General features: G+C 56.0%; 3 protein-coding genes and 1 rRNA gene. All 4 read left to right on the top strand.

Going from position 1 to position 3,900, the window contains the following annotated elements:
• Nucleotides 1-1,207 (top strand): Xaa-Pro dipeptidase (pepQ, locus tag VGC33_RS22260; protein WP_331122951.1); only part of this gene is annotated, 1,207 nt, incomplete at its 5' end.
• 156 nt (nt 1,208-1,363) lie between these two features.
• The gene (gene trkH, locus VGC33_RS22255) at nt 1,364-2,815 is read left to right on the top strand and encodes a Trk system potassium transporter TrkH (protein WP_331122950.1); all 1,452 of its coding nucleotides are present in this window, start codon (nt 1,364-1,366) and stop codon (nt 2,813-2,815) included.
• A 12-nt stretch (nt 2,816-2,827) separates the two neighbouring features.
• A complete protein-coding gene (gene hemG / locus VGC33_RS22250; protein WP_331122949.1) occupies nt 2,828-3,403 on the top strand; it encodes a menaquinone-dependent protoporphyrinogen IX dehydrogenase in 576 nt (191 codons plus the stop codon).
• Nucleotides 3,404-3,747: 344 nt separating this feature from the next.
• Nucleotides 3,748-3,900, top strand: a 16S ribosomal RNA gene (locus VGC33_RS22245); the annotation flags it as partial.

Below are 3,900 nucleotides of genomic sequence, written 5' to 3'. Positions count from 1 at the left end.
CCTGGACGATCACGATTACCCTTTCAAGGTCAATCCTCAGTTCAAGGCCTGGCTGCCGGTCATCAGCGTGCCGCATTGCTGGCTGTGGGTCGACGGGGTCAACAAGCCTAAACTCTGGTTCTACAAGCCGGTTGATTACTGGTACATCGTCGAGCCGTTGCCCGAGAGTTTTTGGACGCCCTACGTCGATATCATCCCGTTCGCCAATCCCGACGACATCGGCTCATTGCTGCCCGCCCGCCGCGACAACACGGCCTATATCGGATCGTCGCCGCACAGGGCGTCTACCCTGGGGCTGAAAGCCAACCAGCTGAACCCCCAGCCGGTGCTGGACTATCTTCATTTCCACCGCGCGTATAAGACCGATTACGAGCTGGCCTGTATGCGCGAGGCGCAAAAGACCGCGGTCATGGGGCATAGGGCGGCGCATGAGGCGTTCCAGGCCGGCATGAGCGAGTTCGATATCAATATTGCCTATCTGGCGGCCACCGGCCATCGCGATATTGACGTGCCCTACGGCAATATTATCGCTTTGAATGAACATGCGGCGGTATTGCATTACACCAAACTCGATCAACGGTTGCCCGACCAGACGCGCAGCTTTTTAATTGACGCCGGCACCGAATATAATGGCTACGCGGCCGATATTACCCGCACTTACGCGGCGCAAAAAGACAGCGAATATGCGCAACTGGTTGCCGCCATGAACGCCGAACAGCAAGAGCTTATCGGCACCGTGACGGCCGGGGCCAATTATATTGAGTACCATATTCAGATGCACCGGCGTATCGCCCGGCTGCTGGCCAAATTTGATCTCGTCACCGGCCTTGATGAAGAGACCATGGTGAGCGAAGGCATCACCGGCCCGTTCCTCCCCCATGGATTGGGGCATCCGCTCGGGCTGCAGGTGCATGACGCGGGCGGTTTTTTGCAGGACGAACGCGGCACCCGTCTGGCGCCGCCGGCCCTTTACCCCTACCTGCGCTGTACCCGCGTGATGGAGCCGGGCATGGTGATGACCATCGAGCCGGGTTTCTATTTTATTGAATCGCTGCTTGCTCCGTGGCGCGAGGGCAGATTCAGCCGGCATTTCAACTGGCGGCGCATCGAGCTGTTTAAACCCTATGGCGGTATCCGTATCGAGGATAATATCGTTATCATGGATAAGCAGATCGAAAACATGACACGTAATCTGAATTTGGCATAATGCCCGCCTGTTGTGTTCCCAGGGCGCCGGCGACGGCGTCCATGGCGGTCAACACCAGCGGCGCGATCTCAGCCGGGGCGCATTGCCATTAATGCTTGTCCCGCAACGGCTTTAATCCCGGCTACAGTTAAATAAAAAATTAAGGATCGTGCTGAAATGCAGTTTCGCGCCATAACCCGTATCGTCGGCCTGTTGGTCATGCTGTTCTCGGGAACGATGATTGTTCCCGGACTGGTGGCGTTGATTTACCGTGACGGCGCCGGCAGCGCTTTTACGCAAACCTTTTTATTCGCCCTGCTGATTGGACTGGTTTTATGGCTGCCGAATCGTCAGCAGAAACACGAGCTGAAATCCCGGGAAGGTTTCCTGATAGTGGTCCTGTTCTGGACCGTATTGGGCAGCGTGGGGGCCTTGCCGTTCCTGTTTGCCGACCACCCCGACCTGACGGTGACCGACGCATTCTTTGAGTCGTTTTCCGCCCTGACCACCACCGGCGCCACCTCCCTGGTGGGGCTTGACAGCCTGCCCAAGGCCATCCTGTTCTATCGCCAGATGCTGCAATGGTTCGGCGGCATGGGGATCATCGTACTGGCGGTGGCGATCCTGCCCATTCTCGGCGTCGGCGGCATGCAGCTCTATCGCGCCGAAATGCCCGGCCCGTTGAAAGATAATAAAATGCGCCCGCGGATTGCCGAAACCGCCAAAACGTTATGGCTTATCTATATCTCCCTGACCATCGCCTGCGCGCTGGCGCTTTGGGGCGCGGGCATGTCGGTTTTCGATGCCATCAGCCATAGCTTTTCCACCATCGCGCTGGGGGGATTTTCTACCCATGACGCCAGTATCGGTTATTACAACAGCCCGATGATTAATACCATCGTGGCGGTGTTCCTGCTGATTTCCGGCTGCAACTACGGGCTGCATTTCGCCGTGCTGAGCGGGCATAACCTGCGGGTTTACTGGCGCGATCCGGAATTCAGAATGTTTATCAGCGTGCAGTTTATCCTGGTGATGGTGTGTACCCTGATCCTCTGGCGCTACAATGTTTACCAAAGCGGATTGCAAACCCTCAATCAAGCCTTCTTCCAGGTGGTTTCCATGGCGACCACCGCCGGCTTTACCACCGACAGCATTGCCCGTTGGCCGCTGTTTCTGCCCATTCTGTTGCTCTGCGCGGCATTTATCGGCGGCTGCGCCGGCTCGACAGGCGGCGGTTTGAAGGTTATCCGCATTCTGTTGCTATATCTCCAGGGCTCGCGGGAACTGAAACGATTGGTGCACCCCAACGCCGTCTATACTATCAAGCTCGGCAACCGGGCGCTGCCGGAGCGTATTCTGGAAGCGGTATGGGGGTTCTTTTCCGCTTATGTATTAGTCTTTATCGTCAGCATGCTGGCGATTATCGCCACCGGCGTGGATAATTTTTCCGCCTTTGCCGCGGTGACCGCGACGCTGAATAACCTCGGTCCCGGTCTTGGGGTGGTGGCGGAGAATTTTTCCTCCATGAACGCGGTGGCGAAGTGGATCCTGATCCTGACCATGCTGTTCGGTCGCCTGGAAGTCTTTACCCTGCTGGTATTGTTTACCCCGACCTTCTGGCGCGAATAACCGAGGATTGTTATGCACTCTCTGATTCTATATTCCACCCGGGATGGGCAGACGTTGAAAATCGCCCGTTATATAGCCGAATGCCTGGCCGCGGACAACCAAGCCTGCGATGTGATCGACCTGGGCCAGGTCGGGCAATGCGAGCTGGAACGCTATGATCGGGTGCTGATCGGGGCCGCTATTCGCTATGGGCGCTTTGCCGCCGAGCTGCATGATTTTATAAAACAGCATCTCGACTGGCTTAACCGGTTGCCCAGCGCGTTTTTCGCCGTCAACCTGACGGCGCGTAAAGCGGATAAACGCACGCCGCAGACGAACGCCTATACGCGCAAATTTCTCGCCGCCACGCCCTGGCGACCGGATAGCTGCGCCGTTTTCGCCGGTGCGCTGCGCTATCCGCGCTATCGCTGGTTCGATCGTGTCATGATCCAGCTGATCATGCGCATGACCGGTGGCGAAACCGATAGCTCGAAAGAAATCGAGTATACCGACTGGCAACAGGTGGACGATTTTGCCCGCGATTTTGCCGGTTTAACCGGCAAATCCGGGTTCAAGTCCCGAGAAACGCATCAGTTTGTTGAAAATTAAACCAATCAACTGAAAATAAGCAATTAGCGCTTGCCACGCTGTGGGAATTCCCTATAATGCGCCTCCACTGACCGGGAACAACGGCTTACGCCACACCGGGTCGGGAAGGGAAAAGCGCCCCGCTGGGGCAAATAAAAGCTTGACTCTTCAACGGGAAAGCGTAATATACGCAACCCGCGCCAGGTGAGAATAGTGCTCCCTGACGCATGCTCTTTAACAATTTATCAGACAATCTGTGTGGGCACTCGCAAGACCGTATCGAAACACAACAATACAAGTCTTGAAGAGTGACAAACAGTTAATTCAAAAGATTAACCAGATGCAGTCTTTGAGCATCAAGCTTTTAATTGAAGAGTTTGATCATGGATCAGATTGAACGCAGGCGGCACGCCTAACACAGGCAACTCGAGCGGCAGCGGCAAGTAGCTTGCTACTTAGCCGGCGAGCGGCGGACGGGTGAGTAATGTCTGGGGATCTGCCCGATGGAGGGGGATAAC

The organism is Acerihabitans sp., from assembly GCF_036398755.1.
GTDB lineage: Bacteria > Pseudomonadota > Gammaproteobacteria > Enterobacterales > Enterobacteriaceae > Acerihabitans.
The sequence above is the reverse complement of the archived record's forward strand: the minus strand, read 5'-3'. Positions and strand labels throughout refer to the sequence as shown.